The organism is Curvibacter sp. PAE-UM (genome assembly GCF_001432305.1).
GTDB lineage: Bacteria > Pseudomonadota > Gammaproteobacteria > Burkholderiales > Burkholderiaceae_C > Hylemonella.
The window spans coordinates 989,111-1,016,098 of record NZ_KQ483358.1 but is presented as its reverse complement, the minus strand read 5'-3'; the positions used below and the strand labels follow the sequence as shown (position 1 = coordinate 1,016,098).

Sequence of the window (26,988 nt, the reverse complement as noted above, 5' to 3'; positions counted from 1 at the left end):
ACCCTCGGCGACACGCCTGCTTTTCGGGTCCAATACGGCCATGAACCCGATGCACGATGCCGACGCCCGCCTGACCGAGCTGGAGATCAAGGCCAGCTACGCCGAAGACCTGCTGGAGCAGCTCAACGCCACGATCTACCGCCAGCAACAGCAGATCGACCTGTTGCTGCGCGAAGTCATGAGCCTGCGCCAGCAGCTGCCCGAAGGCGGCGCGCCCGTGCTGCGCAATGCACGCGACGAACTGCCGCCGCACTACTGAAGCTTGCGAATAAATCTACTGCGCGCCCCGCTCGCCACGATTTCTTCACAAGTTCGGGGTGCTCAGTAAGTCTTGTAGGGCAGGAACTTGCCCGAGAGCACCACGTTGACGCGGTCGCCCTTGGGGTCGGCCTGGCGCTGGATGTCCATGCTGAAGTCGATCGCGCTCATGATGCCGTCGCCGAACTCCTCGTGGATCAGCTCCTTGATGGTGGTGCCGTAGACGCTGACGATCTCGTACCAGCGGTAGATCAGCGGATCGGTCGGCACGGCCGTGTCCAGCGAGCCCTTGTAGGGCACAACCTGCAGCCACTTCTGCTCTTCGTCGTTGAGGCCGAAGATCTTGCCGAGGACCTTGGCCTGCTTGGCGTCGAAGGTCATCTGGCCCAGGCAGCCGGCCGTGACCCATTCCTTGCTCAGGCCGACCTTCCTGGCCACGTCTTCCCATTTGAGGCCCTTGGCCACTTTGACCGTGATGATCTTCTCGGTGACGTCGTTACGGTTCATGTGAACTCCTTCGCTGGCTTGTGCATCAGGGAGCGATCGGGTTTGTTGGAATCGACGTAGGGGGTCATGGCAGCACCTGGTAGATGGGATGCCGAGACTTACGCAATAGTCAGGCCAGGGTGTGAACAGGCCGGCGCGCCAGGCCGGGGTGCGCTGGATGCAGGTCATGCACGCGTCTGGTGCGCGGCGCCGCACGCAGGCCCGTGTCAGCGACGGATCAGGACAGCGGCGGCGGTGCGTAACGCACCGAGTCCTGCGGCCGGCCCAGGCGATCCACCCGCACCAGCACCATCTCGCTGCTGGCCACCCCGCCGCCGGCATAGGCCGTGATGACACCCTGGTGCGTGACCAGGATGGGCGCGCGGTCCAGCGGGCCGGCCAGCAGGCGCGCCACGAAGGCCTGCAAGGCCTCGGTGTGCTGCGCCGTCAGCTCCGCGCGTCCGAAGATGGAGCCCAGGCTCTCCTCCACACTCACGGCGCCCAGGCCCAGCAGGCGCGCGGTCTCAAGGCAGCGGCACCAGGGACTGGAAAACACCTGCGCGCGCACCACGCCCTGGCTGCGCAGCCAGCGACCGGCGGCACGGGCCTGCTCGCGACCGGCCGCGCCCAGGTTGCGTTGGGTGGCGCAATCGCCCCGGCGGAAACCCGGCGGATCGCCGTAGCCCGGGGCATCGGCATGGCGCATCAGCAGCACGTGCCGACCCGAGGTCAGCAGCTCACCCGGTGTGGCGGCCCGTGCGGGAGACCCCAGCAGCAAGGCCGGCCAGGCCAGCAGGGAACGTCGCTGCACGTCGCAATCTCAGACTTCGGCGCGGCCCTGGGTCACCAGGGTGGCAAGGTCGCGCTCAAGCAGGGCCGGGTCATCGGCATTGTGTTCGACCAGCTGGCGCAGGTGCGTCATGCTGTCCAGATCGAGGCGCTCGCAGTGCAGGCCGACATGGATGCCCTCGACATGGGCAACCGTGGTCTCCATGGTGATGGCCGCATCGCTGGCCAGTTCCAGGCGCAGCAGGCAGGCATCGCCCACGCGCCCGCCCCAGCTGGCCGAGACTTCGACCAGCGCGCCCTTGAGCGACACATCATGCAGAAACGCCTGGCTTTCGCGTTCGCCCAGGCGCAGGCGCACCGGCGCGTGGAAAACGGAGCGCAGGAACTGACGGCGATCGTTGGAAGTGTTCAAAAGCGGCTCCTGTTCCTGGAACGGATTCAGAGAGTATCCGCAGCGCGGCCGGGACTGTCAAACCGGCCCTAGGTGCCTTCAGTCACGCAATCCCATGTGCGCCAGCCAGTCTTCCAGCGGCTGCGGCTGGGAGAACAGATAACCCTGCAGCCGGTTGCAGTGGCTGGCCAGCAGAAAGTCGGCCTGGGCACGGTTCTCCACGCCCTCGGCCACGACCTCCAGTCCCAGGTGCTGCGCCATCGAGAGGATGGACTGGACGATGGCCGTGTCGTTGACGTCGTGCGGCGTGTCCTGCACGAAGCTGCGGTCGATCTTGAGCTCGAACAGCGGCAGGCGCTGCAGGTAGCTCAGGCTGGAATAACCGGTGCCGAAGTCGTCGATCGAGAAACGGATGCCCATCTTCACGAGCTCGATGATGCGGCGCAGGGAGTTGTCCCAGTCCTGGATGAACAGGCTCTCCGTCACCTCGAAGACCAGCTGCTGCGCCGGCGCGCCGGTACTCTGCAGGATGGCCTGCACGCGGGGCACGAAATCCTCGCTGCGGAACTGGCGCGAACTGACGTTGACCGACAGCGACTGCGACAGCCCCTGGCGGCGCATGCGCGCCAGCGTGTGACAGGCCTGCTCGATCACCCATTCCCCCAGCGGCAGGATCAGGCCGGTTTCCTCGGCCAGCGGGATGAAACGCATCGGGGGGACCAGGCCGCGCACGGGGTGCAACCAGCGCACCAGCAGCTCGCCGGCGACCTCCCGGCCCTGGGCATCGACCTGGGACTGCACGTGCAGGCGCAACTGCCCGGTGGCCAGCGCTTCCTTGAGCTCCTGCTCCAGGGCCAGCCGCTCCTCCACTTCGTGCTGCATGGACAGCTCGAAGAAGGCGATGCGGTTGCGCCCGGCGGACTTGGCGCGGTACATGGCGGTGTCGGCCTCGCGCAGCAGGTCGTCGATCTGCTGGCCGGCCTTGGGGAACAGGCTGATGCCGAGGCTGCCCGTGCTGGTGTAGCTGAAGTTGTCGATCAGGTACGGCCGGTCCAGCGCGGCGCGGACTTTCTCGGCCACGGCCATCGCCCCGCGGGCACTGGCTTCCACATCATGGCCCAGCTCATTGATGAGCAGCACGAATTCGTCGCCACCGATGCGCGCCACCGTGTCCTCGGCGCGCAGCAGGGCCTGCAGGCGCTTGGCCACCTCGGTCAGCAGGTCATCACCCACCGAATGGCCACGCGCGTCGTTGATCTGCTTGAAGTTGTCCAGATCGACGAACATCACGGCCCCGTACTGGTGGTTGCGCCGCGCCAGCGCCAGCGCCTGTTCGATGCGGTCGCGCAGCAGGCTGCGGTTGGGCAGGCCGGTGAGGGCATCGAAATAGGCCAGGCGGAAGGTGTGCGCCTCGGCCTCCTTGCGCTCGGTGATGTCGGTGATGAAGCCGTACCAGACGATGCTGCCGTCTTCCAGCCTTTCGGGCTGGGCGTCGCCCTGGCGCCAGCGCAGCCCCTGCTCGGGCAGGAGCATGCGGAATTCGCAATGCCAGGGCTGCAGGGTCCGGGCAGAGGCCATGAAGGTTTCGCTCAGCATCGGCAGGTCGTCGGGATGCATGCGCTCGCTCAGCCGCGTGGCATCGGCGCGCGCCTCCTCGGGCGAGACTTCGTAGATGGTCTGCACGCCTTCGCTCGCGAAAGGCATGCTGAACTGCCCGTCGGATGTCATGCGGAACTGGCACAGCACACCCGGCGCATGCCGGGACAGCTTGTGCAGCAGGTCCACCTGGGCCTGCAGCCGCGCCGCCCAGAGCTGGCGCTCGGTGATGTCGCGAAACACGATGCTGCTGAGCCACTGCCCGTCCAGGCCCTGGTAGAGCGCCGAGGTGATCTCCACTTCGAACAAGGCGCCATCGGCACGGCGCATGCGCAGTTCGCCCCGCGCCTGGCCTTCGCGCTGGCGGGTTTCCAGCAAGGTGTGCAGGCGCGGATCGTTCAGGTCAAGCACGTTGTCACGCCCACGCAGCCGCATCTCCTCCACGCTCATGCCCAGCATGGCACAGGCTGCCGGATTGGCCGACAGGATGTCACCGCCGGGACGGGTCTGCAGCACCCCGTCCAGGGTGTGGTCGAACAGCTTCTGGTAGCGGTCCACGGCCAGTTGCAGTTTGGTCTGCTGCTTGCGCAATTCGAGCTGGGCCACCACCTGCCGGGCCAGCCGCACCAGGGTCTGGCGTTGCGCCTCGCTGAAGTCACGGGCTTGCCGGTCGATCACGCACAGCGTGCCCAGGGCCTGGCCGTCGGGCATGAGCAGCGGTGCGCCGGCATAAAAACGGATGCGGGGTTCACCCGTGACCAGCGGGTTGTCCCGGAATCGGGGGTCCAGCTGCGCATCAGGCACCACCATCAGCTCGGTCGGCCGCTCGATCGCCACGCTGCAAAAAGCCTGGCTGCGGGGTGTCTGGTCGACATCCAGCCCCACGCGTGACTTGAACCACTGGCGCTCTTCGTCGATCAGGCTGACCAGCGCGATCGGCGTGCCCAGCCATTCGGAGGCCAGTTGCGTGAGCTCGTCGAAACCCGCCTCGGGCGGCGAGTCCAGTACCGCATAACTGTGCAGCGACTGCAGCCGCCGCTGCTCTGCCGTGAGATTGGCGCCGGGAGCAGGGCTGGCCGGATTCATCGCATCGCCAGCGTATCTGGCGGCAAGCGATCGATCTCGGCCAGCAAGGCGGCCAGCGCGCGACCGGCGGCATCAAGCACGGTGCGGCCCTGTTCGGCCGTGGCCGCGGCCGCGTTGCCCACGGCACCCGCCGGGTTGTAGTCCTGCATCTGCCAGCCCAGCCTGGCGCTCTTGCCATTGCCCAGGATGGGGAATGTCGGTGCGCGCTGCTGCGAAGCAGAGGCAAAGTTCTGCGCCTGCGCCATCTGCACGCGCTCGGGCTTGAGCGCCAGCATCATGGCGGTTTCGATCTGGCCGGCATGGATGCCGAAGCGATGCTCCTCGGCGCTGAACTGGCCTTCGACCTGCGCGCCCAGCGGCAGGTTGAACCAGTTGACGCTGTAGACCAGCAAACCCAGCCGGGCGCGCAGGTCACGCGCCACGATGTCCATCACCCCCACCTGGCCACCGTGCGCATTGAGCAGCACCAGCTTCTTCACGCCGGCGCGCGCCACCGATTCGCCCAGCTCGGTCCACAGGCTGATGACCGTGTGCGAGGACAGCGTGAGCGTACCGGGGAAGGCCTGGTGCTCGGGGCTCAGGCCCACGGCCTGCGTGGGCAGGAAGAGCACGGGCAGGTCCGCGGCGATATGCGGCAGGGCCGCGGCCACCACGCCGTCGGCCAGATCCGAGTCCACGCTCAGCGGCAGGTGCGGGCCATGCTGCTCCGTGGCGGCCACCGGCAGCACGGCAATGGCACGCGCGGTGTCGAGCAACGCGAAGTCACGCGTGCTGAGGTCGGCCCAGTAAGGAGAGGGGGTGGCGCGGGTAGGTGTGCCCATCCGTCTATCTTAGGGCAACGCTGACCAAGTCCTGCCAGTCAACGCTGGTACATCCAGCGCCGCGACCAGGGCAGGCCGCGGGCGGGGCGGCCCGACTTGCGGCACAGCACCTGGTAGAGCGAGATTTCGTCGTTCTCGAAGGCCCACTGGCAGCCCGCCAGGTAGACACGCCAGATGCGCCAGCGGCGCTCGCCCACCATGTCGCGCAGCCTCTCGCCACCGGCCTCGAAGGCCTGGCTCCACAGCCCGGTGGTGCGCGCGTAGTGGCGGCGCAGGCTTTCCACGTCCAGCGCCTCCAGGCCGCCGGCCTGCATGGTCTTGAGCAGGGTGGAAATGTGCGGCAGCTCGCCCTGCGGGAAGACGTAGCGGTCGATGAAACGGCCGCCGCCGTAGGCGGTCTCGCCATCGTTGACATCGGTGGACGTGATGCCGTGGTTGAGCACCCAGCCCTCATCAGTCAGCAGGCCGTTGATGCAGGCGAAGTAGCCTTCCAGATGCTTGAGCCCCACGTGCTCGAACATGCCCACGCTGGTGATGCGGTCGAAGGTGCCCTGCACGTCGCGGTAGTCCTGCAGGCGGATCTCGATGCGGTCCTGCAGGCCGGCGGCGCGTACCCGCTCGGTGGCCAGCTCGAACTGGCGCTGCGACAGCGTGACGCCGGTGCAGCGCGCACCGAACTTCTGCGCAGCACGCATGACCAGCGCGCCCCAGCCGCAGCCGATGTCCAGCAGGCGCTGGTTGGGCTGCAGCTGCACCTTGGTGAGGATGTGGTCGATCTTCCTGATCTGCGCTTCTTCGAGGGTCTCGTCGCCGTTCTCGAAGTAGGCGCAGGAGTAGACCAGCCCCGGATCCAGCCAGGCTTGGTAGAACTCGTTGGAGACGTCGTAGTGGTACTGGATGGCTGCACTGTCGCCCTGCTGGGTATGCTGGAAGTGGCGGGCGATGCGCGTGAGACGGCTCTCGGTCCGGCTGCCGGCTTCAGCCAGGCGGTGCGCCATCTCCAGGATGTCGTCCACGCTGCCGTCCACGTCGATCAGGCCCTCGACATAGGCCTCGCCCAGGCTGTCCAGCGTGGGCGAGAGCAGCAGGGGCACGGCGCCGGCCTTGCGCACCCGGATCACGACCTTGGGGGTGCTGAAATCGCCCAGGCGCAGGCCCGAGCCAGGCGCCGGGTTCTCGCCCCATTGCACGAGCAGGGGCAGGTTGGATTTGGACTTGAGTTGAGCCACCCAGGGGCTCAACACCGCTTCCATGCTGGACGTCATCATGAATCTCCCTTGGATCGAGCTTTTCATGGACAGGCCAGGATGACGGCCTGCAGTCATCTCCGCGCATTATTCGGACCAGGGACCGGGGCGTGGAATTTGATAGTGTCTATGAGGCCCATAGGGAATTCAAGGTCTTTGGGGCCCTCTGCAGAACTCCCGTCATGCGCGTTCGAGTTAAAAACGGGATGATTTGACCGCCAAGACCACGCAGCGTGTGCTGCAGCACACGCAAGGGGTTTGGTGGGCAAAGGGCCCGTTTTTGGCCGAACCCCTTTGGGGGCGTGGTTTTGCGGGCGATCCGCCGCGTTACAAAACCAGGCAAGCCGTCCAGGCTTGCCTTGGGTTTTGCGCCTTGCGGCTCATCCCGCAAAATCCACGCCGCGCGCGACGCGAGTTCTGCAGAGGGCCCCCAGCTCTGCCTTATATTCGTGGGTCGCCTGCGTTGCCCGCCCTGCGGTTGGCGTCTGCGGGGAACTTGCACCGGTCTGGCGCACTCCCATCTGTTTCCCCCACCGTGGTACCCATGACTCTTCTCCGTCATCTGCGCTCCCTGTTGCTGGCTCCGCTTTTTACAGCCGCCGCGCTCTTCGCTCCGTACGCCAGCGCACAGTTGAGCGCCCAGAAGGCCGTCGTCACCACCGAGCAGGCCCGCACCGAGCTGCTGGCCCATGCGCCCGAAGGCGTGTCCCCAGGCCAACCGGTCTGGGTGGGCCTGCGGATCGAGCACAAGAAACACTGGCACACCTACTGGAAAAACGCCGGCGACTCCGGCCTGCCCACCGTGCTGGAGTGGACGCTGCCGCCGGGCGTACAGGCCGGCGAGATCGCCTGGCCCATCCCGAAGAAGATCTCGGTCGGCCCGCTGGTCAACTACGGTTTTGAGGACACGCTGCTGCTGGCCGTGCCGCTGACCATCAGCCCCGACTTCAAGCCGCCCCTGCTGGGTGACGAGCTCACCGTCAAGCTGCGCGCCAGCTGGCTGATCTGCAAGACCGAGTGCATCCCCGAGGAAGGCGAGTACACCCTGCGCATTCCGCTCAAGGGCTCCACCGCCCTGCACGGCGCCACCTTCGAGGCCGCGCGCCAGGCCCAGCCCCGGGCACTGGACGCCGGCAAGGCCAGCCGCATCCAGATCGAGGGCCAGACCCTCAAGCTGGCCGTTGCCGGCCTGCCCGCCAGCCTGCAGGGCAAGCCGCTGGACGCCTTCCCCGAAACCGTCGAAGTCATCAACCCATCGGCCCCCTGGAAGCAAAGCTGGTCGGGCGCGGTCTGGACGGCCGAACTGCCGCTCATGGCGCAGCGCAGTGCCAGCCCCACCCTGCTGCCCGTGGTGCTGACCCAGGGTGGCCAGGGCTGGCGCATCGAGCTGCCGGTCAGCGGCAGCTGGCCGGCCAGCGCCGCGCCAGCCGCCATCTCGCCGGCGCTGCAGGCGGCGCTGGCCGCCAATGCCGCGCAGGCTCCCGCCGCTGCGGCCGCGCCGTTGGGCTTCTACGCCGCCCTGCTGGGCGCGCTGATCGGCGGCCTCATCCTCAACCTCATGCCCTGCGTGTTCCCGGTGCTGGCCATCAAGGTGCTGAGCTTCACGCGCCACGCCGACGACCACCGCAGCCACCGCATCAGCGGCCTGGCCTATACCGCCGGGGTCATCGTCAGCTTCGTCCTGCTGGGCCTGCTGCTGCTGGGCCTGCGCGCCGCCGGCGAAAGCCTGGGTTGGGGCTTCCAGCTGCAGGACCCGTGGGTGGTGGCCGCGCTGGCCGCACTGTTCACCGTCATTGCGCTCAACCTGGTCGGCGTGTTCGAGTTCGGCCAGTTCGCGCCCTCCTCGCTGGCGGCCTTCCAGGCGCGCCATCCGGTGATCGACGCCTTCCTCACCGGCGTGCTGGCGGTGGCCGTGGCCTCGCCCTGCACCGCGCCCTTCATGGGCGCCTCGCTCGGCCTGGCCGTCACGCTGCCGCCCGCCCAGGCCCTGCTGATCTTCGCCGCACTGGGCCTGGGCCTGGCCCTGCCCTACCTGGCCGTCAGCTTCGTGCCGGCTTTCGCGCGCCTGCTGCCCAAGCCGGGGGCATGGATGGACGCGCTGCGCAAACTGCTGGCCTTCCCCATGCTCGTCACCGTGGTCTGGCTGGTCTGGGTCATGGGCCACCAGAGCGGCGTGGACGGCGCGGCCGCCCTGCTGACCCTGCTGATCGCGCTCAGCGCCGTGATCTGGGCGCTGACGCTGCAGGGCCGCCTGCGCACGGTGATCGCCGCGCTGCTGGTCGCCGCCGGCGCCTGGGCGGCCTGGGCCCTGGGCCCCTACATGTTCAAGATCGAGACCGCCACGGCCAGCCAGGCCGGCGGCGAACGCTGGTCGGCCTGGAGTCCCGAGCGGGTGCAGACCCTGCTGGCCGGTGGCCAGACCGTCTTCGTGGACTACACCGCTGCCTGGTGCGTGACCTGCCAGTACAACAAGCAGACCACGCTGGCCGACGCGCAAGTGCTGGCCGACTTCGATGCCAAGAACGTCGTGATGCTGCGCGCCGACTGGACCCGGCGCGACCCGGCCATCACCGCCGCCCTGGCCCAGCTGGGTCGCAACGGCGTGCCGGTCTACGTCTTCTACCGCCCCGGCCGTGCGCCCCAGGTGCTGTCCGAAGTGCTGAGCGTGGGCGAAGTGCGCCAGGCACTGGCTTCCCTCTGAACCACCGGAGATCACCGTGGCACCTCGCCTGCTCCTCTCCCTGCTCGTGCTGTGCAGCGTCCTGCTGCCGGGCCCGGCATCGGCCGCCCTGGGCCTGGGCCAGACCGCCCCCGACATGGCGCTGTCCGATGTACAGGGCAAACCCGTCCGCCTGAGCGACTACCGCGGCCGCCACGTGGTACTGGAATGGACCAACCCAGGCTGCCCCTTTGTGCGCAAGCATTACCGCAGCGGCAATATGCAGGCCCTGCAGGCCGAAGCCCGGGGCCGGGGCGTGGTCTGGCTCACGGTCAACTCCACCGCCGATGGCAGCGCCGACTATCTTTCACCGCAGCAGATGGCGCGCTGGCTGGCCGAGCAGAAGGCCGCGCCCAGCGCTGCGCTGATGGACGACAGCGGCGAGCTGGGCCGCGCCATGGGCGCGCGCAACTCCCTGCACTTCTTCATCCTCAATCCGCGCGGCGAGCTGATCTATGCCGGCGCCATCGACAGCATCCCCTCGGCCAAGGCGGAGGATCTGCCCAACGCCACCAACTACGTGCGCCAGGGCCTGAAGGAGGCGCTGGCCGGCCAGCCCCTGAGCGTGGCCACCAGCCGGCCCTATGGCTGCCCCATCACCTACCGCTGATGGACCAGAGCGACGACATCCGCTGGGTCCTGCGCCACTGCCGCACGGTGGCCGTGGTCGGCCTCTCGCCCAAGCCGCACCGTGACAGCTACATGGTGGCGCGCTACATGCAGGCCCGGGGCTGGCGCATCGTGCCGGTCAACCCCATGGCGGCAGGGCAGGTCATCCTGGGCGAGCCGGTGTATCCCAGCCTGGTAGAAGCCGCCCGCCACGAGCGCATCGAGCTGGTGAACTGCTTTCGCAACAGCGCCGACATCCCGCCCATCGTGGACGAGGCCATCAGCATCGGCGCCCTGGCCGTCTGGATGCAGCTGGGCGTGGAGCACGACGAGGCCGCCGCCCGTGCCTGCAAGGCCGGGCTGCGCGTGGTGCAGAATCGCTGTCTGAAAATCGACCACGCACAGAACCAGAACCATGAGTGAGACCGCCAGCCCCGGCATCGTCGACGGCCCCGAGCCGATCTACGTGCCTTTTGAGGAATTCCGCACCGGCCTGCCCGCCGGGCGCTTCCGCCTCATCGTCAACCCGGAGCGCGCGCGCAAGTACGTCAAGCACCGCCTGATGCTGACCGCGCTCATCCTCCCCATCATCGGCACCGGCATCGGCATGGCCTATTTCGGCTACCCCTGGCTGGGCCTGGGGCTGGTGTTGTTCGGCGTGGGCGCGCACCGCGTGGTGGCCCACCAGGCGCCCAAGATCCTGCTCTACATGGCCACGCACGACATCCGCATCTACCGCGAAGCCATCGACTTCGAGATCATGGAAGTGCGCCTGGCCCAGTAGCCAGCCCGAGTCGCCGCCGGGCCGTCCCAAGGCGACGAGCGCCCCCTCGGGGGGCAGCGAACGACACGCAGTGCGGGAGCGTGGGGGTCCATGTTCAGGCCTGCGACAATTGGGGGCTATGAGTTCCAGCTACGCCCCCCTGCAAAACGACACCTTCCTGCGCGCCTGCCTGCGCCAGGCCACCGACTACACCCCCCTGTGGCTGATGCGCCAGGCCGGGCGTTACCTGCCCGAGTACTGCGCCACGCGTGCCAAGGCCGGCAGCTTCATGGGCCTGGCCACCAACGTGGACTACGCCACCGAGGTCACGCTGCAGCCCCTGGCGCGTTACCCGCTCGACGCGGCCATCCTGTTTTCCGACATCCTCACCGTGCCCGACGCCATGGGCCTGGGCCTGTCCTTCGCCCAGGGCGAGGGCCCGCGTTTCGCCACCCCGGTGCGCGACGAGGCCGCCGTGGCCAAACTGGCCGTGCCGGACCTGGACAAGCTGCGTTACGTCTTCGACGCCGTCACCTCCATCCGCAAGGCCCTGAACGGCCGGGTGCCGCTGATCGGCTTCTCCGGCAGCCCCTGGACCCTGGCCTGCTACATGGTCGAGGGCGCGGGCTCGGACGACTACCGCCTGGTCAAGAGCATGCTCTACAGCCGCCCGGACCTGATGCACCGCATCCTGCAGGTCAACGCCGACGCCGTGGCCGCCTACCTCAACGCCCAGATCGACGCCGGCGCCCAGGCCGTGATGGTGTTCGACAGCTGGGGCGGCGTGCTGGCCGACGGCGCCTTCCAGGAATTCAGCCTGGCCTACACGGCCCGCGTGCTGGCCGGCCTCAAGCGCAACGGCGTGGACGGCAAGATCGTGCCGCGCATCGTCTTCACCAAGGGCGGCGGCTTGTGGCTGGAACAGATGGGCCAGCTCGACTGCGAGGTGCTGGGCCTGGACTGGACCATGAACCTGGGCAAGGCACGCACCCTGGTGGGCGGCAGCAAAGCCCTGCAGGGCAATATCGACCCCAATGTGCTGTTCGCCCCGCCGGCGGCCATCGAGACCGAGGTCAAGAGGGTGCTGGAAAGTTTCGGCGCCCCGCACCGTGACCCCAAGAGCAGCGGCCCCACGCACATCTTCAACCTGGGCCACGGCATCAGCCAGTACACCCCGCCGGACCATGTGTCGGCGCTGGTCGAGGCCGTGCATACGCATTCCCGCCGCATGCGGGCCTAGTGGGCGGTTGCATCCCCGGCAGCCGTCAAGAACCGGCCCTCATGGATTTCCCCAATTCCAGCGGCCCGCACCGGATGGCCCCAAAAAAGCTCAGTGCAGACTCACTTATGCACAAAATCCGTGCTGCGGTGCGCCAAAGTGCCCCCGGGGGTGTGACTGTTGCTACAAAACCAATAGCGGCAGCAAGTTATTGATTTATAAAGGATTTGCTTTGTGCTTTTTTTAAGGGCATTTTGAGCAAAGCCTTGAAAATCAAGGCTTAGGACAGTCTCGTGACAAGCTATCAACAAAGTTATCCACAGAAACCTTGAATCGTTCGCAAAGTCATTCCAGATCAAGCACTTAGCGTGACTTTCACCAGTCGGCATGAAGACCGGCCTCCAAACACCCACATCGCATGACGCAGCCGCTCCCCGTCCTGGTCCAGACCCCGGCCCACAGCCAGGTGGCCGGCACGCTGAGTTATCTGAGTGAGTTGGCACTTCCAGCGGGAACCCTGGTACGCGTGCCGCTGGGCCGGCGCGAGACGCTGGGCATCGTCTGGGATGCTGCGTCGCAGGGTCAAGCCGAGGTCGAAACCAGCCGCCTGCGACCCATCGCCACCGCGCTCACCGCCCTGCCCCCGCTCAGCGCCGCCTGGCGCCAGCTGGTGGACTTTGCCGCCAGCTACTACCAGCGCGCCGCCGGCGAGATCGCGCTGGCGGCCCTGCCGCCGCAGCTGCGCGAACTCAGCAGCGAACAGCTGGCGCGCCGCCTCAAGCGCACAGCAGCCGAGACCGCGCCCTCGGCCACAGAGCAGGCGCCCACACTCACACCCGAGCAGCAGACCGTGCTGGCACAGATCGAAGCCCAGGCCGGCCCCTTCCTGCTGTTCGGCGCCACCGGCAGCGGCAAGACCGAGGTCTACCTGCGCTGCGTGCAGGCCCTGCTGGAACGCGACCCCGAGGCCCAGGCCATGGTCATGGTGCCCGAGATCAACCTCACGCCCCAGCTCGAATCGCGCTTTGCGGCCCGCTTTGGTGCCGAGGTCGTGGTCTCGCTGCACAGCGGCATGACCAACCCGCAGCGCCTCAAAAGCTGGCTGGCCGCGCACAGCGGCGCGGCGCGCATCGTGCTGGGCACACGCATGGCCGTGTTCGCTTCCATGCCGAAACTGCGACTCATCGTGGTGGACGAAGAACACGACCCCAGCTACAAACAACAGGAAGGCGCGCGTTACTCCGCGCGTGACCTGGCTATCTACCGCGGCCGCCTGGAAGGCGCCAAGGTCATCCTGGGCTCGGCCACCCCCTCGCTGGAGTCCTGGCACCACAGCCGCCCGGTGGCCGAGGGCGGGCGTTATGTGCGCCTGCTCATGCCCAGCCGCGTCGGCGATGGTGGTGCACTGCCATTGGTGCGACGCGTGGACATGAACCACCAGCCCAAACACGCCGTGTTCTCACCGCCGCTGCTCGAAGCCCTCAAGGGCCGCATCGCCAAGAGCGAGCAGAGCATGGTCTTCCTGAACCGGCGCGGTTACGCCCCGGTGCTGCACTGCAATGACTGCGAGTGGAAAAGCGAGTGCCCGCACTGCAGCGCCTTCCGCGTCTTCCACAAGCTGGACCGCACCCTGCGCTGTCACCACTGCGGATTCACCGAGCGCGTGCCGCGCGCCTGCCCGTCTTGCGGCAGCCCCGACATCCGCCCCATGGGTCGCGGCACCGAGAAGCTTGAAGAGCACCTGGCCGAACTGCTGGCTGATGTGCAGCGGCCCGATGGGCAACCCGTTCGCATCGTGCGCATCGACGCCGACACCACCAAACTCAAGGGCGAGCTTGAAGCCCAGCTGGCCCAGGTGCACAGCGGCGAGGTGGACGTGCTCGTGGGCACGCAGATGATCGCCAAGGGCCACGACTTCCGTCGTATCACCCTGGTGGCCGCCGCCAACCCTGACAGCGCCCTCTTCTCCAGCGACTTCCGCGCGCCCGAGCGCCTGTTCAGCCTGCTCATGCAGGCGGCGGGGCGCGCGGGCCGTGATGCCGGCATCAGCGCGCAGAGCGAGATGTGGGTGCAGACCCAGCACCCCACCCACCCGCTGTACGAAAACCTCAAGAAACACGACTACCCGGGGTTCGCCGCCCAGCAGCTCAAGGAGCGCGAACAGGCCGGCCTGCCGCCCTACAGCTTCCAGGCCCTGGTGCGGGCCGAAGCGCGCACACAGGAAACGGCCCAGGCCTTCCTCAATGCCGCCAGCACCTTCGGCACGGAGGCCGCTGCGTCGCTCAACGTCACGCTCTACCCGGCCGTGCCCATGAGCGTGCAGCGCGTGGCCAATGTGGAGCGGGCGCAGATGCTGATCGAAAGCCCTTCACGCGCTGCGCTGCAACGCTTTCTGGCGGGCTGGCATGACACCTTGCACGCGGTGCGGCAGGGGCCCGAGGGCAAGGGGCTGATCCGTTGGGCGGTGGATGTGGATCCGCTGACGATTTGACGGACTGCTTTGCTTCTATGGCCGTCGTGTAGGGCTCACGATCACCATGTGCGAAGCCATCCCAACAGGTCAGCCGCGCTGACCTTCGAGAGCAGCCATGAGATGAGAATCAGCACAATTGCGCTGAGCCAGCGCCAAGGATGCACCCTGAGATAGGTCCACCACTGAGATACAGATCGAACAAACTCTGGAGTCTTCGAATGGCTGAGAAGTTCGATCTCGGCAAGAACATTTGTGCGGGCCCTGCGAAGAGCGTTCATCGCCCCTGCACGATAAGCGGCGTCGTGAATATCGATACGATGAACCATGGGATCGAAAGCAAGACCATACGACGCCGCCGCCCTACCCACTCCCTCGGAAAAGATGCGCATGCGTTCGACGTATCGACCCTCAGAGAAGATTCCCTCGACGAAGCTTCGAACTTCAGCCGTACCTGCCACGGTGAGGATTACGCCAGGCGCCCCAAGAATCCGGGCGATCTCTTTGACGAACTCGCGCTCCTTTCTAGCGATGAGATCGATCCAAAGTGCTCCGGCCGCCTGAAATGAAGGAACGCGGAATCTGGAGCCGTCGTAACGCGCATCGGCGTAGAGCTTGTTGATCGCTGGGATAACAGCCCCCTCGCAGTCAGCGTCGATCGCTTCGAGTTTCGTCTTCAGAATTCCAGCAATCATGGCTGCGATGAGACTTAACGTCGAACGTAACCAGCGACCAACGGAGAAGAGCAGTGTCGCGGCGGACGCCCTTGGGCGTTCGTGTCTAAAGACCTATTAGGTTTCATTTGGCAAAGTCCTGGCAACTGCTTGCAGCATGACGAGAGGATCGTGCATATGGGCCAGCAGTTTCATATGAAAGTTGATCAACTCCCTCAAAGGCACCGAGAACTCCGCGCCGAGTCTATACACATCGAGTGCAGTGAAGCGCGACATCAATTCAAGCTGGACTAATGAATCGTGGTCGCGATGAGCACCGACATAGGTTCGCACCTCTTTCAGGAACGGGCCATGCTTTCTCTGGAACGACGAGAACTTGGAATGAATCTGATTCAGGTGATCGACCAGCGTGTCAGCCGAGATTTCCTTGAGCCAAGCGCGATACTCTTTTCCAAGCAGTTCCGGCAGATCCTCGGCTCCTTCGAACAATAGAACAGCTAAGTTTCGCGCATGAAATTGACGATGCCAGTCAGAACGCGCGAAGTAAATGCATTCGCTGAATGCGCTGATGTCTTGCTCCAGCAAAGCCACAAATAGGCCAACGTTGTACAGGCCTCGATATGTCTTACTGCTCGCTCGTGTAGCTTCTTCGCAGCGCGCCCTGAGTGTCTGCTTGAGATTCTCGGTCACGCGTTGCCGCTTGCGATTCGTCCAGCGAAAGCGCAGACGCCCGGGAATAAGAAAAAGCTGAAGGAGCGGCTCCATGCAACCTAACGTAATGTATGCCGCAAAACCTGCGGCTTAATCTGGCGCGTGCGGTTTAAATTGCTCAGGTGCCCCCTAAGTCCTTGTCATGTCAAGATTTTCTGCCAGAAAGGTGATGGGGCTCACTGGATTCTAGAGAGGCCACGTGCCCCTGCCTATCCCTCTAAAGGGTCATCGGCATACCAAACCCCCTCCAAATGGCCTTTGGCCATAAAAAAGCGGCCGCCAGGGCTCACACCCCGGCGGCCGCTCACCCCTTAACCCATCAAATCAAGCCAGATCAAACCGATCCAGGTTCATCACCTTGACCCATGCCGCGACGAAGTCCTGCACAAACTTCTCCCTGCCATCGGACTCGGCATAGACCTCGGCCAGGGCGCGCAGCACGGCGTTGGAGCTGAACACCAGGTCCACACGGGTGCCGGTCCACTTGACGGTGCCGGTCTTGCGGTCCTTGGCTTCGAAGTTGTTGCCCGCGGGTTTCCACTCCGTCGCCATGTCGAGCAGGTTGACGAAGAAGTCGTTCGTCAGCGTGCCGGGCTTGGCCGTGAGCACACCGTGCTTGCTGCCGTCGAAGTTGGCGCCCAGCACACGCAGGCCGCCGACCAGCGCCGTCATCTCCGGTGCGGTGAGCGTGAGCAGCTGGGCCTTGTCCACCAGCAGGTGCTCAGCCGGGATGCCCGACTTGGCCATCTTCGTGTTGACGTAGTTGCGGAAACCATCGGCCAGGGGCTCCAGGTGCTGGAAGGATTCCGCATCGGTCTGCTCGGCCGTGGCGTCGACGCGGCCCGGGGCGAAGGGTACGTCCACCGCCGTGCCTGCCGCCTTGGCGGCCAGCTCGATGCCCACGCCGCCGGCCAGCACGATCACATCCGCCAGCGACAGCTTGCCGCTCGCCTTCTGGATGGCTTCGAGCTTGGGCAACACCTTGGCCGCGATCTGGTTGACGGCCCAGTCCTTCTGGGGGCTAAGGCGGATGCGCGCGCCGTTGGCGCCGCCGCGCTTGTCACCCCCGCGGAAGGTGGAGGCCGAGGCCCAGGCGGTGGACACCAGCTCGGCCACGGACAGGCCGGAGGCGGCGATCTTCGCTTTCACGTCGGCGATGTCGGCGGCCGTGGGCTTGTGCGTGGCAGCCGGCAACGGGTCTTGCCAGAGCAGGTCTTCCTTGGGCACTTCGGGGCCGAGGTAACGGGCCTTGGGGCCCAGGTCGCGGTGGGTCAGCTTGAACCAGGCGCGGGCATAGGCTTCGGCGAAGGCCTGCGGGTCGTTGAGGAACCTGCGCGAGATCTTCTCGTAAGCCGGGTCGAAACGCAGCGACAGGTCGGTCGTGAGCATCGTGGGCTTGCGCTTGGGCGAGTCGGGCGTGGGGCCGGGAATGATGGCCTCGGCATCCTTGGCTTCCCACTGGATGGCGCCGGCGGGGCTCTTGGTCTTCACCCACTCGTACTTGAAGAGGAACTGGAAGAAGTCATTGCTCCAGCGCGCCGGGGTGCTGGTCCAGGTCACCTCCAGGCCGGAGGAGATGGTGTCCTTGCCCTTGCCGCTGCCGAACTTGCTGGCCCAGCCGAAACCCTGCTGCTCCAGCGGAGCGGCTTCCGGGTCTGCGCCCACGTTGTCGGCCGGGCCGGCACCGTGGGTCTTGCCCAGGGTGTGGCCGCCGGCGATCAAGGCGACGGTTTCCTCGTCGTCCATGGCCATGCGCGCGAAGGTCTCGCGGATGTCCTTGGCGGCCGACACCGGGTCGCCATTGCCGTTGGGGCCTTCGGGGTTCACGTAGATCAGGCCCATCTGCACGGCGGCCAGGGGGTTCTCCAGGTCACGCTGGCCGCTGTAGCGCTGGTCGGCGGCCAGCCAGGTGCTCTCCTTGCCCCAGTACACGTCCTGGTCCGGTTCCCACACGTCTTCGCGGCCGCCGGCGAAACCGAAGGTGCGGAAGCCCGCGTTTTCCAGCGCCACGTTGCCGGCCAGGATCATCAGGTCGGCCCAGGAAATCTTCTGGCCGTACTTCTGCTTGATGGGCCACAGCAGGCGGCGGGCCTTGTCCAGGTTCACGTTGTCGGGCCAGGCGTTGAGCGGCGCAAAACGCTGCTGGCCCCGGCCGGCACCGCCACGGCCATCACCCACGCGGTAGGTGCCGGCGCTGTGCCAGGCCATGCGGATCATCAGGCCGGCGTAGCTGCCGGAGTCGGCGGGCCACCAGTCCTGCGATTCGGTCATCAGCTTGTTCAGGTCGGCCTTGAGCGCCGGGTAGTCCAGCTTCTTGAAAGCCTCGGCGTAGTTGAAACGCTGGCCCAGCGGGTTCGATTTTTCCGAATGCTGGTTCAGCAGATCCAGACGCAGCTGGTTGGGCCACCAATCCTTGTTTTGCGTACCGGTGCCGGCGGCACCGTGGAAGGGGCATTTGGCTTCATTCGACATGGTTCTCTCCTGCGGGTTGTGAGGTGGGCGTTCGGGCCGGGCGTCTCAACTGGCTTGCGCCAGTGCGGCCAGACATTCAAGCCAGGCCGACGGGCGGCTGGGCACGGTGGAACGGGCTGGACTGGGCATGACGGGCTCCTGGCTTGAACGAGGCTCAAGTTTAGGAAAAGACTATTGAAATAGATATTTGATTTCAAATATCTATCAAATAGCCGGCGCCTATACGCAGGGCCATTGCAGCACGAAGCGATGGCCCTTGTCTGTACCGGGGAGGGGATCAGCCCTTGAGGCCGGCCGGCAAGATCAGGGCGCGGGGGCCAGTTGGGTGATCAGGCGGTGGTAGAAGCGGATGGCATCGGCGTAGTTCGCGATGCTCAGCCGCTCGTTGGTGCCGTGGAAGCGCTTGAGGTCTTCGGCATTCGCCCGCACGGGCGAGAACTTGAAGATGTGGTCGCTGATCTCGCCGTAGTGGATCGAGTCGGTGCCCGCCACCATCAGGCCCGGGGCCACCAGGGCGTCGGGGAACACTTCGCGGATGGTGCGGTTCAGGGTGCGGTACTGGGCCGAATCGGTGGGTGCCACCTTGGACGCATCGACCGCGCCGGGCAAGGCGTAGAGCTCGAACTGGCTGGCCGGCACCACGGCGCCCACGTGGCCGCGCATATGTTCCATGACCTGCTCCTTGCGGTCACCGGGCAGGATGCGGAAGTTCACCGTGGCCTCGGCGCGGCCGGGCAGCACGTTGTCCTTGTTGCCGGCGTTCACGATGGTCAGCGCGGTGGTGGTGCGCAAGACGGCGTTGGTTCCGGCGGCGCGCTCCAGCTGGCTCTGCACCACGGGGCCGAAGAGCCAGAGGTTGGACAGGGCCACCCGGGAAAAACCGCCCATCTCGGGCGCCAGGGTGTCGAACATCTCGCCGGCCACGCCGCGGATGCCCCCGGGCAGCTGGTGATCGTCCAGGCGCTTGAGGGCCGCGCTCAGCATGCCGATGGCGCTGCCGCCCCGGGGCGGCGGCATGGACGAGTGCCCCGGTGTGGCCGACACGTTGAGGACCACGGAGAGATACCCCTTTTCCGCCACGCCGATCAGCGCGGCGGGCTGCCTGAGCCCGGGCAGCACACCTTCGAGCACGAGCAGGCCCTCGTCCAGCACGAAGTCCAGGCGCACGCCGCGCGACTTGAGCAGGGCGGCGATCTTCGCAGCGCCGCGCAGGCCACCCACTTCTTCGTCGGCACCGTAGGCCAGGTAAAGGGTGCGCGAGGGCTTGTAGCCGCTGGCCAGCAGCAGCTCCACGGCCTCCAGCTGGGACAGCAGGTTGCCCTTGTCGTCCCAGGAACCGCGCCCCCAGACGTAGCCGTTCTTCACGCTGCCCGAAAAAGGCGCTTCGCTCCAGTCGCCTTCGGTGCCGGGCGCGATCGGCACCACGTCCTGGTGGGCCATGAGCAGGATGGGCCGGGCCTGGGGGTCGCTGCCCTCCCAGGTGTAGAGCAGGTTGAGTTCACCCACCACCTCGCGCTTGAGGGCGGCGTGCACGCGCGGGAAGCGCTGCTGCAACAGCGTGCGCAGGGCGCGGAACTGGTCCGCGTTGAGCCCGGCCTCCGTGCGCGAGGATACGGTGCGCAGACGCACGGCTTCGGCCAGGCGGCCGGCTGCGCCGGCTTCGTCGACCTGGATCGGCGCCAGCGGCGTCACGGCCAGCTGGCGCGAGCCTTTGCGCCAGGTGTTGATGCCGACCGCCGTGGCCAGGAGCAACACAAGCACGACGATGAAGAGAAGCGCTTTCTTGATCATGGGACTGGATGAGGAAAACAGACGACGAGCCTCAGGTCATCAGGCCGACAGCCCCCGAGAAGCTCAGGAAGGCCACCGCGGTGGAGACCAGGATGATGCGGGCGATGCGCCCGTTGTCGGCGCCGAAGCGCTCGGCCAGCAGCGAGACGTTGCTGGCGCTGGGCAGGGCCGCGGCCAGCACCATGACGGTGAGCGCAAAGCGGCTCAGCGGCACGCCCAGCTGCACGGCACCCACACCCACCAGCAGCACCAGCAGAGGATGCAGCAGCAGCTTGAAGACGGCCACGGGCACGTAGTCGCGCAGGGGGATGGGAGCGTGCTTGCTTTCCACCGTGAGGATCTGCGAGCGCGCCAGCACGGCGCCGATGGTGAACAGCGCCACCGGCGAGGCGGCATCGGCCAGCAGGCCCACGGTCTTGTGCACCGGGCCGGGCAGTTCGAGCTGGACGTAGGAGGCCAGCCCCCCCAGCAGGATGGCCCAGGGCATGGGGTTGGTCAGCATGCCGCGCAGGGCGTTCTTGAGCGCCACGGCCATGCCGTGTTTGTCTGCGCCGTCCAGACGCGACAGCGCGATGCACAGCGAGGTGGTGATGACCATGTCCACCAGCATGCCCACGATGATGGGCGCGGCCGCCAGCGGCCCCAGCAGGGCCACCAGCAGGGGCACGCCCATGAAACCGGTGTTGGGGAAGGCCGCCACCAGGGCGCCGAACGAGGCATCGTTCCAGCGGATGCGGTCGTTGAGGGTGACGGCGATGGTGAAACCCACCATGACCAGGCCGCAGAACATCCAGACCAGAAAGACCGAGTAGTCCAGCAGCTGGGCGATCGGCGTGCTGGCGCCGAAGCGGTAGAGCATGCAGGGCAGCGCAAAGAACAGCACGAAACCGTTCAGGCCGGGGATGGCCTCCAGCGGCAGCATGCGCCGCCGGGCGGCCAGGTAACCGCACAGGACGAGTGCAAAGAAAGGGAAGGTGACCGAGAAGATTTGCAACACGGTGTGTATTGTCGCCGCACTGTGAAACGTCTCCTCGGTATGATTCCCCAGCTGAATCCAAATAACGAATGTCGTCTTCCCCCACCCACGGTCTCAATCTCGCGCAGCAGGACGCCGTCAATTTCCTGCAGGGTCCGTGCCTGGTGCTGGCCGGCGCCGGCTCCGGCAAGACCCGCGTCATCACGCACAAGATCGGCCGCCTGATCCAGGCCGGGCTGGAGCCCAAGCGCATCGCGGCCATCACCTTCACCAACAAGGCCGCGGCCGAAATGCGCGAGCGCGCCAAGAGCCTGATCGGCAAGGCCGCCAAAGAGGTGCGCATCTGCACCTTCCACGCCCTGGGTGTGCACCTGCTGCGTGAAGACGGCGAGGCCGTGGGCCTGAAACCGAAGTTTTCCATCCTGGACAGCGACGACGTCACCGGCATCCTGAAGGACGCCGGCGGCAGCACCGACGCGGCCACCGCGCGCCAGTGGCAGTGGACCATCAGCCTGTGGAAGAACATGGGGCTGAACGCCGAGCAGGCCGAAGCCCTGGCCAAGGACGACAACGAGCGCATCACCGCGCGCATCATGGCGCGCTACGAGGAACGCCTGACCGCCTACCAGAGCGTGGACTTCGACGACCTGATCGGCCTGCCCCTCAAGCTGCTGCGCGACCACGCCGAGGTGCGGACCAAGTGGCAGAAGATCATGGGCCACATCCTGGTCGACGAGTACCAGGACACCAATGCCACGCAGTACGACCTGCTCAAGCTGCTGGTGCCGCCTGACCCGCGGGACGCGCGTTTCACCGCCGTGGGCGACGATGACCAGTCCATCTACGGCTGGCGCGGCGCCACGCTGGACAACCTGAAAAAACTGCCGGTGGATTTCCCCACCCTCAAGGTCATCAAGCTGGAGCAGAACTATCGCTCCACCGGCGCCATCCTGCAGGCCGCCAACAACGTGATCGGCCCCAACCCCAAGCTTTTCCCCAAGCGCCTGTGGAGCGAGCTGGGCGAGGGCGAGCCGGTGCGCGTGGTGGACGCCGACAGCGAGGAACACGAGGCCGAGCGCATGGTGGCGCGCATCCAGAGCCTGCGCTCGGAGTCGCAGCACAAGGAGTTCCGCCACTTCGCGGTGCTCTACCGCGCCAACCACCAGGCCCGCATCCTGGAGCAGGCCCTGCGCAAGGCGCAGATCCCCTACAAGGTCTCGGGCGGCCAGAGCTTCTTCGACCGCGCCGAGATCCGCGACCTGTGCGCCTGGTTTCGCCTGTGGGTCAACAACGACGACGACCCGGCCTTCCTGCGCGCCGTGACCACACCGAAGCGCGGCATCGGCCACCAGACCCTGCAGCAGCTGGGCACCTTTGCCGGCCAGTACAAGCTCAGCCTGTTCGAAGCCCTGTTCTCCAACTCCCTGCCCTCGGTGCTCAACGCCCGCGCGGTCGGCAGCCTGCACGAGTTCGGCCGGTATGTGAACGACCTCGAATACCGCGCCCGCCACACCGAAGGCGCCGAGGACGCCATGGTCTTCCTGATGGACTGGCTCAAGGACATCGGCTACGAGAAGCACCTGTATGACGGCGAGGACAGCGAGAAACTCGCGGCCTCGCGCTGGACCAATGTGCTGGATTTCTGCGACTGGATGGCCAAGCGCTGCGGCGGCCAGATCGACGATGCCGCCGGTGTGACGCTGGCCAGCGAGAAGAAGTCGCTGCTGGAGGTGGCGCAGACCATCTCCCTGCTCTCGACCATCAGCGAACGCGACAAGGACCAGGACGTGGTGACGCTGTCCACCCTGCACGCCGCCAAGGGCCTGGAGTGGCCGCACGTGATGATGGTGGGCGTGACCGAGGGCATGCTGCCCTTCAAGCTCGACGAAGGCGCCGACTCCCTGGGCGGCTCCACGCGCGAGCACGAGGCCGTCAACGAGAGCGTGGCGCTGCGTCTGCAGGAAGAACGCCGCCTGATGTACGTGGGCATCACCCGCGCGCAGCGCACGCTGGCCGTAAGCTGGCCCAGGAAACGCAAGAAGGGCCGCGAGATGGTCAGCGTACAGCCCAGCCGTTTCATCGCCGAGATGGCGCTGAACCAGGCCACCACCAAGGAAGACCCGCGCGAGAAGCTGCGCGCGCTGCGCGCCGAGTTCGCCAAGAAGGCGCTGGACACGGCGGCCGCGCAAGCCCTGGCGGGAGACGCGGCATGAGCCTGCAGCGGGTCTTGGCAGGGCTGGTGCTGCTGGGCGGCGCCGTGCCGGCCTGGGCGCAGGCCCAGGCGGCCGCTCCATCGCCTGCCAGCGGCTGGCAGTCATGCGCGCAGCAGACCCAGGACGCGACCGCACGCCTGGCCTGCTACGACCGCTGGGTGCAAGAGCAGGGCCAGCCGGCCGAAGCCGGCGCCACTACCCCGGCGGCTGTACCTGCCGAACCCGGCAGCAAGACCAGTGCGTCCCCCCGACCGCCAGAGTGCCGCAGCGGCCCGCAGTCGGCCCTTTCGCGCTACTGGGAACTGGAAGACGGCAGCGACTGCGGCCGCTTCAACATCCGCGGCTACCGCCCCATCAGCCTCTCGTACATCCATTCGGACACGGTCAACCGGGCGCCAAGCTCGCCCGCGGCCGGCCACAGCGCCGGCAGTGAAACGCCCTACCTCATCAACGAGGGACGCATCCAGCTCTCGGTGCGCACCAAGGTCGGCCAGGGCTTCCTGCCTGTCAGCAATTTTGGCGGACGCGATTCCTTGTGGTTCGGCTACACGCAGCAGTCCTACTGGCAGCTCTTCAGCGGCTCGATCTCGCGGCCCTTCCGCACCACGGACCACGAGCCCGAGATCATGTACATCGTGCCCACGCCGGCCGACCTGCCGGGCGGCTGGCGCCTGCGCTACAGCGGGGCGAGCTTCAACCACCAGTCCAACGGGCAGAGCCTGCCGCTGTCGCGCAGCTGGAACCGCGCCATCCTGATGGCCGGCATGGAAAAAGGTGAGCGTTTCACGGTGACCGCCCGCCTGTGGAACCGCATTCCCGATGGCGACGAGATCGACGACAACCCCGACATCGACAAACTCATCGGCCGCGGCGAAGTCACCGGCGGCTGGTTGGTCAACAAGGACAACACCCTGCTGCTGACCCTGCGGCATTCGATGTCCTCGCCGGCCAACGGCTCCTGGCGGTTTGAGTGGCTGCAGACCCTGGGGGAAGCCAATCGCAATGGCAGCCCGAGCGGACTGCGCATGCATGTGCAGCTGTTCAATGGCTACGGCGATTCGCTGGTGGACTACAACCGCGGCCGCACTGTGTTCAGCATCGGCCTGAGCCTGGTGGACTGGTAAGCCGACCGGCCCGGGCACTCACTCGGGCTTGATGCCGGCGTCCTTCACCACCCGCGCCCACTTGGCCAGGTCGGACTTCAGGTAATCGGCCAGTTCCTGCGGGCTGCTCACGCGCGGCTGCATGTCCAGGCCCTGCAGGCGCTCCTTGTACTCGGCCGAGTTCACGGCCGCCTGCACCTCGCGGTTGAGCAGTTGCACCTGTGCGGCCGGCGTCTTCGACGGGACGAACAGCGCGATCCAGATGGTGGTCTCGTAGCCGGGCAGGCCCTCTTCGGCGATCGTGGGCAGCTCGGGCAGGCTGGGGTAACGACGCAGGCTGGCCACGCCCAGCGCCCGCACGCGGCCGGCTTTCATGTTCTGGATGGCCGAGGAGGCGTTGTCGAACATCACCGGTACATGGCCGGCCAGCACGTCCTGGATGGCGGGCGCCGCGCCCTTGTAAGGCACGTGCGTCCACTCGATGCCCGTCATGGAACGGAACATCTCGGCGCCCAGGTGGTAGGTGCTGCCCACGCCGGAAGAGGCGTAGCTCAGCTTGCCCGGGTTGGCCTTGGCATAGGCCACCAGTTCCTTGACGGATTTGGCGGGCACCGAGGGGTGGACGACCAGGATGTTCTCCACCGTGGCAACCAGCGAGATCGGCGTGAAGTCGCCCACCGGGTCGAAGGGCAGGTTGGCCGTGAGGTTGGGATTGGCCGCCATGATGCTGCTGGTGCCCAGCAGCAGCGTGTCGCCATCCGGTGCAGACTTGGCCACGTGCGCCGCACCGATGGCACCGGTGGCGCCCACGCGGTTCTCCACGATGACGGTGCGCTTGAGGCCAGCCGCCAGCCGCGGGGCCAGCACACGCGCCACCACGTCGGTGGGGCCACCGGCAGCGAACGGCACGACGATGCGCACCGGCTTGTCAGCAGCAGTCTGCGCCTGCAGGGGCAGCGCCAGGGCGCCGGCGAGCACAAGGCCCAGGGTAGGCAACCATGTTGTCATGGTGCGCTCCTCAGGACTTGGCCGCCTTGGCGGCTTCATCCTTGAACACCTGCTGCGCGATCTTGAAGGAGTCGAGCCCGGCCGGTGCGCCGCAGTAGACGGCCGCCTGCAGGAAGATTTCGCACATCTCCTCCTTCGTGACGCCGTTGTTGAGGGCGCCCTTGATGTGCAGCTTGAGCTCGTTCGGGCGATTCAGCGCCGTGAGCATGGCCAGGTTGAGCATGCTGCGCGTCTTGCGCGGCAGGCCGTCGCGTACCCAGACCTCACCCCAGGCGTTCTCGGTCAGGAGCTGCTGTATCGGTGCCATGAACTCATCGGCGTTGGCCAGCGAGTTGTTGACGTATTCGTCGCCCAGCACGGCTCTGCGCACGGCCAGGCCGGCCTTGTATTTCGGGTTCTCGTTCATCATCTTTGTCTCCATCGGGAGTTGGTACAGCACACCACTGTACAGGCTGGCAGTCACGGGCGGGCGGCTCGAGGAAGGCTGGGCTGGTCCGGTGGGGATTGCGTTTGGAGGGACGTGAACATCGCGTGTCATGTGTGCGGGCGAGATACCCTGTATATTGTTCTTAGCTCCTCGGGAGTGCTCCCCGGCGGTCCAATCGATGAATGGATGTTTATGCATGCCCTTGTTCAAGGAATGATTCTGGCTCTTTCTCTGGGCGTGTCGGTCGTGTCCGCGCAGGACATCCGTGTTGAAAAAATTGACCTGAGCCAGCCACTCCCGAACGGCCCAGACCTGAAGGTCTTGGCGGAAGTCAGAATTCCAAAATCAGCAGTCAAGCTGGCGCTGGTACTCGTTCTCCCGAACGCCGGCGGTCTCGACGGTACAGGTCCGCAATACATCAAGGCCCTCAACGAACGAGGCATCGCCACCGCGGAGCTGAACCCGCTGGCGGACGACAACTGGATACGCAACGTCATGATGTCGAAAATCGTGATGGCCCAGTCAGTCAGGAACTTTGGCGTTGATCCGGACAGAATTGGAATCATGGGGTTCTCGCATGGCGCCATGGTCAGCCTCGTGGCGAGCTCTGAGTCGCTGATGGCTCGCGTGGTCCGCCCCGTCAATCTGCGCTTCAGAGCGCATGCGGCCCTTTACCCCGTGTGTTCGCTGGTGTATGACGCGAACCGCGCATCCTTCATGAATTGGAAGACCGCGCGCCCCGCGGAGGGCGGAGATCCGAATTTCTATAAGGGCATGTTTGACAAGATGACGGGCGCAAAGACCTTGTTGCTGGCAGCAAGAAATGAGGACTATGAGGACGCGCCGACGGCTTGCCCCAAGCTCGTCACCGACATGAATGCTTCAGCTCCCGGCCTTGTCGATCTGGTCATCTATCCCGACGCTGGACATGGCTGGGATGTCCCGGCGAGCCGCAGTTATCAGGATCACATTTCACGCAAGAACGGGCGAATCCAGCACACTCGCAGCCAGTCCACGTTTGAGCAATCATTGACAGCAGTCACCGATTTCTTCGTGCGCGAACTCGCCCCGAGGTGATGACGCCCAGGCGCTCCCGGTCAGGAACAGCCGTATTGACGCCATGAACTCATCGGCGTTGAACAGCGAATTGTTGACATAC

The 26,988-nt window shown here is 66.2% G+C and carries 23 protein-coding genes; 10 read left to right on the top strand and 13 right to left on the bottom strand.

Going from position 1 to position 26,988, the window contains the following annotated elements; genetic code table 11:
• Window positions 1–40 precede the first annotated feature (40 nt).
• Complete coding sequence (locus AO057_RS04930) at window positions 41–259, top strand: SlyX family protein (RefSeq protein ID WP_057674584.1); 219 nt, start codon at window positions 41–43, stop codon at window positions 257–259.
• A 62-nt stretch (window positions 260–321) separates the two neighbouring features.
• Here the strand turns inward: AO057_RS04930 and cynS are convergent, their stop codons facing one another.
• The 6 genes from cynS to AO057_RS04900 form a co-directional block, all read right to left on the bottom strand.
• Complete coding sequence (cynS, locus tag AO057_RS04925; protein WP_057674583.1) at window positions 322–765, bottom strand: cyanase; 444 nt, start codon at window positions 763–765, stop codon at window positions 322–324.
• Between the two features lie 217 nt (window positions 766–982).
• A complete protein-coding gene (locus tag AO057_RS04920; protein ID WP_057674582.1) occupies window positions 983–1,555 on the bottom strand; it encodes a histidine phosphatase family protein in 573 nt (190 codons plus the stop codon).
• Between the two features lie 9 nt (window positions 1,556–1,564).
• Window positions 1,565–1,945, bottom strand: a complete 381-nt coding sequence (locus tag AO057_RS04915; protein ID WP_057674581.1) for a PilZ domain-containing protein — start codon at window positions 1,943–1,945, stop codon at window positions 1,565–1,567.
• A 78-nt stretch (window positions 1,946–2,023) separates the two neighbouring features.
• Window positions 2,024–4,606 carry a sensor domain-containing phosphodiesterase gene (locus tag AO057_RS04910; protein WP_057674580.1) on the bottom strand — a complete coding sequence of 861 codons (2,583 nt, stop codon included), beginning with the start codon at window positions 4,604–4,606 and terminating at the stop codon, window positions 2,024–2,026.
• A complete protein-coding gene (locus AO057_RS04905) occupies window positions 4,603–5,427 on the bottom strand; it encodes a creatininase family protein (RefSeq protein ID WP_057674579.1) in 825 nt (274 codons plus the stop codon). The genes AO057_RS04910 and AO057_RS04905 overlap by 4 nt, the downstream gene beginning before the upstream one ends.
• A gap of 38 nt (window positions 5,428–5,465) precedes the next feature.
• On the bottom strand, window positions 5,466–6,692 hold the full coding sequence (locus tag AO057_RS04900; RefSeq protein ID WP_082605626.1) for an SAM-dependent methyltransferase: 1,227 nt from the start codon (window positions 6,690–6,692) through the stop codon (window positions 5,466–5,468).
• Between the two features lie 526 nt (window positions 6,693–7,218).
• Here AO057_RS04900 and AO057_RS04895 point away from each other — a divergent pair.
• From AO057_RS04895 to priA, 6 genes are all read left to right on the top strand, one after another.
• Window positions 7,219–9,375: a protein-disulfide reductase DsbD family protein gene (locus tag AO057_RS04895; protein WP_082605411.1), complete on the top strand. Its 2,157-nt coding sequence runs from the start codon at window positions 7,219–7,221 to the stop codon at window positions 9,373–9,375.
• A gap of 16 nt (window positions 9,376–9,391) precedes the next feature.
• A complete protein-coding gene (locus AO057_RS04890; RefSeq protein ID WP_057674577.1) occupies window positions 9,392–10,003 on the top strand; it encodes a redoxin domain-containing protein in 612 nt (203 codons plus the stop codon).
• Complete coding sequence (locus AO057_RS04885; protein ID WP_057674576.1) at window positions 10,003–10,425, top strand: CoA-binding protein; 423 nt, start codon at window positions 10,003–10,005, stop codon at window positions 10,423–10,425. Before AO057_RS04890 ends, AO057_RS04885 begins: the two co-directional genes overlap by 1 nt.
• Entirely contained in the window at window positions 10,418–10,786 is a 369-nt protein-coding gene (locus tag AO057_RS04880; RefSeq protein ID WP_057674575.1) for a hypothetical protein, read from the top strand. The genes AO057_RS04885 and AO057_RS04880 overlap by 8 nt, the downstream gene beginning before the upstream one ends.
• A 118-nt stretch (window positions 10,787–10,904) precedes the next feature.
• Window positions 10,905–12,005, top strand: a complete 1,101-nt coding sequence (hemE, locus tag AO057_RS04875) for a uroporphyrinogen decarboxylase (RefSeq protein ID WP_057674574.1) — start codon at window positions 10,905–10,907, stop codon at window positions 12,003–12,005.
• A gap of 397 nt (window positions 12,006–12,402) precedes the next feature.
• Window positions 12,403–14,475 (top strand): replication restart helicase PriA, encoded by a 2,073-nt coding sequence (gene priA / locus AO057_RS04870; protein ID WP_057674573.1) that lies wholly within the window; start codon window positions 12,403–12,405, stop codon window positions 14,473–14,475.
• 41 nt (window positions 14,476–14,516) lie between these two features.
• Here priA and AO057_RS04865 read toward each other — a convergent pair whose 3' ends face one another.
• The 5 genes from AO057_RS04865 to AO057_RS04845 all read right to left on the bottom strand — a co-directional run bounded on the left by AO057_RS04865 (window position 14,517) and on the right by AO057_RS04845 (window position 21,099).
• Window positions 14,517–15,149 (bottom strand): hypothetical protein, encoded by a 633-nt coding sequence (locus AO057_RS04865; RefSeq protein ID WP_057674572.1) that lies wholly within the window; start codon window positions 15,147–15,149, stop codon window positions 14,517–14,519.
• Between the two features lie 96 nt (window positions 15,150–15,245).
• On the bottom strand, window positions 15,246–15,893 hold the full coding sequence (locus tag AO057_RS04860) for a hypothetical protein (RefSeq protein ID WP_057674571.1): 648 nt from the start codon (window positions 15,891–15,893) through the stop codon (window positions 15,246–15,248).
• A 270-nt stretch (window positions 15,894–16,163) separates the two neighbouring features.
• Window positions 16,164–18,311 carry a catalase/peroxidase HPI gene (katG, locus tag AO057_RS04855; RefSeq protein WP_057674570.1) on the bottom strand — a complete coding sequence of 716 codons (2,148 nt, stop codon included), beginning with the start codon at window positions 18,309–18,311 and terminating at the stop codon, window positions 16,164–16,166.
• Window positions 18,312–18,614: 303 nt separating this feature from the next.
• Window positions 18,615–20,102, bottom strand: coding sequence for a M20 family peptidase (locus tag AO057_RS04850; RefSeq protein ID WP_057674569.1), 1,488 nt, complete (start codon window positions 20,100–20,102; stop codon window positions 18,615–18,617).
• A 31-nt stretch (window positions 20,103–20,133) separates the two neighbouring features.
• Entirely contained in the window at window positions 20,134–21,099 is a 966-nt protein-coding gene (locus tag AO057_RS04845; protein ID WP_057674568.1) for an AEC family transporter, read from the bottom strand.
• 68 nt (window positions 21,100–21,167) lie between these two features.
• On the opposite strand from AO057_RS04845, the gene AO057_RS04840 reads away from it, so the two are divergent.
• Together AO057_RS04840 and AO057_RS04835 are read left to right on the top strand one after the other, a co-directional pair.
• On the top strand, window positions 21,168–23,291 hold the full coding sequence (locus AO057_RS04840) for an ATP-dependent helicase (protein ID WP_057674567.1): 2,124 nt from the start codon (window positions 21,168–21,170) through the stop codon (window positions 23,289–23,291).
• A complete protein-coding gene (locus AO057_RS04835; RefSeq protein ID WP_057674566.1) occupies window positions 23,288–24,415 on the top strand; it encodes a phospholipase A in 1,128 nt (375 codons plus the stop codon). The genes AO057_RS04840 and AO057_RS04835 overlap by 4 nt, the downstream gene beginning before the upstream one ends.
• An 18-nt stretch (window positions 24,416–24,433) precedes the next feature.
• On the opposite strand, the gene AO057_RS04830 is transcribed toward AO057_RS04835, so the two are convergent.
• Entirely contained in the window at window positions 24,434–25,402 is a 969-nt protein-coding gene (locus tag AO057_RS04830; protein WP_057674565.1) for a Bug family tripartite tricarboxylate transporter substrate binding protein, read from the bottom strand.
• 10 nt (window positions 25,403–25,412) lie between these two features.
• The gene (locus AO057_RS04825; protein WP_156404621.1) at window positions 25,413–25,808 is read right to left on the bottom strand and encodes a carboxymuconolactone decarboxylase family protein; all 396 of its coding nucleotides are present in this window, start codon (window positions 25,806–25,808) and stop codon (window positions 25,413–25,415) included.
• 213 nt (window positions 25,809–26,021) lie between these two features.
• Here AO057_RS04825 and AO057_RS04820 point away from each other — a divergent pair, with 213 nt between their 5' ends.
• The gene (locus AO057_RS04820; protein ID WP_156404470.1) at window positions 26,022–26,906 is read left to right on the top strand and encodes a dienelactone hydrolase family protein; all 885 of its coding nucleotides are present in this window, start codon (window positions 26,022–26,024) and stop codon (window positions 26,904–26,906) included.
• Window positions 26,907–26,988 lie beyond the last annotated feature (82 nt).